Annotated in this window: 1 protein-coding gene; it reads left to right on the forward strand. The window is 50.6% G+C overall.

Features of this window, described 5'->3' with window-relative positions:
• Window positions 1-186 precede the first annotated feature (186 nt).
• Complete coding sequence (gene radA, locus ACKI3C_RS11000; protein ID WP_407404978.1) at window positions 187-1569, forward strand: DNA repair protein RadA; 1383 nt, start codon at window positions 187-189, stop codon at window positions 1567-1569.
• Window positions 1570-1861: the final 292 nt, after the last annotated feature.

Consider the following 1861-nt stretch of genomic DNA (forward strand, 5'->3'; position numbering starts at 1 on the left):
AAGGACAATATCTGAATAACCCCCACCGCCGAACGTAGTGGCGGTGGGGGAAAGAAATGCAAGAAGCACCGCGTCCAGCAGGACGCTAATCGGAACAAAATGGTGATACTGAAATGGTTTTAACATCCGAAACTTAAATAAATAAAAATCCTCTGTGACCTCTGTGTCTCTGTGGGAGATATAATTATGGCAAAAGGTAATAAGACAGTTTTCTATTGCAAGAACTGCGGGGCCGAGTCGCCCAAGTGGGTGGGCAAGTGTCCTGCCTGCGGCGAATGGAACACCTATATCGAAGAACCTGTTGTGGCTAAAAGCAGCCATGCAGCCAAGTATGGTGCAGGCGACGACGGGCAACGACGCAGCAACACCCCCGTCAAGATTTCACAAATCAAGGCCGAGGAATTGCCTCGCATCAAGCTGCCTAGCGGTGAGCTCAACCGCGTGCTGGGCGGTGGTCTTGTGCCAGGTAGCATAATCCTCGTGGGCGGCGAGCCAGGCATAGGCAAGTCAACACTGACACTGCAAAATGTGCTGCGCATTCGTTCGCGTCGTGTGCTGTATATCTCGGGCGAGGAAAGCCCGCAGCAGTTGCGCATGCGTGCCGACCGCATTGCAGGTGGCGATGTTGATTGCGAGTGTTACTTGCTGTGTGAGACTTCGCTTGAGACAATCTTTGCCAGCATACGTGCCGACAAGCCTGATCTTATCATCGTGGACTCGGTGCAGACCATCGCCAGCGACGAGATGGAGAGTGCTGCTGGCAGCGTGAGCCAGGTGCGCGAGTGTGCCGCGGCCTTCCAACGTTATGCCAAGGAAACCAATACTCCCGTAATCCTCATTGGCCACATCAACAAGGAAGGCAGCATTGCCGGCCCCAAGGTGCTCGAGCACATCGTTGATGCTGTGCTGCAGTTTGAGGGCGACCGACACTACATGTACCGTATCCTGCGTTCTATCAAGAACCGATTTGGCAACACAAGCGAGATAGGCATCTACGAGATGAAACAAGACGGCCTGCGCGAAGTGACAAACCCCAGCGAAATGCTGCTGTCGCAAAACAACGAGTCGCTCAGCGGCACCGCAATAGGCGTTACCATCGACGGCACACGGCCTTTCCTCATAGAGGTGCAATCGCTCGTGAGCACTGCGGCTTATGGTACTGCACAACGTTCAGTCACCGGATTCGACCAGCGTCGCATGAACATGCTGCTGGCTGTGCTTGAAAAGCGCGTAGGGTTTAAACTCGCGCAGAAAGATGTGTTCCTCAACATTGCCGGCGGACTCAAAGTGAACGATCCAGCCCTTGACCTAGCTGTGATATGCGCCATACTGTCGTCAAACGTAGATATGGCTGTGAACAAGAACGTGTGCTTCACAGGCGAAGTGGGACTGAGCGGCGAGATACGCCAGGTCACACGCATCGACCAGCGCATCAGCGAAGCACAGAAACTGGGATTTGACACCATCATTGTTCCTGCCAACAACCTCAAAGGTGTACACGCCACCACAGGCATCAAAGTGATTGAAGTGAGCAAAGTAGAAGAAGCGTTCTCTCACCTATTTGGGTAACTCAACAACACTAGCGATGAATACCGATAGTGTTTTTTGCTGAATAGTTACGTTGAGTAGGTAACTATTCAGCAATGGAATTTTGCAGAGTCCCCACCCCAGACCTCACTGATAACACTGATTTAATAATAACTGAAAGAAATTAAAATAATTAGGGATATTCAGAAAATAGTTAACTAATTGTTTGCCAGTGTCGTGAATATTTTGTAACTTTACAAAGAAACCCCCGATGGACCCGTCTCGGGCTAATTCGGGGGTAATTACAAAAAATTATTTTGTCGTGAAATTACAA

It is taken from the genome of Sodaliphilus sp. (assembly GCF_045598405.1).
GTDB lineage: Bacteria > Bacteroidota > Bacteroidia > Bacteroidales > Muribaculaceae > Sodaliphilus > Sodaliphilus limicaballi.

Bases quoted from the DNA above. Each gene is read 5' to 3' on its own strand.
- radA (WP_407404978.1), top strand. From the start codon at position 187: ATGGCAAAAGGTAATAAGACAGTTTTCTATTGCAAGAACTGCGGGGCC.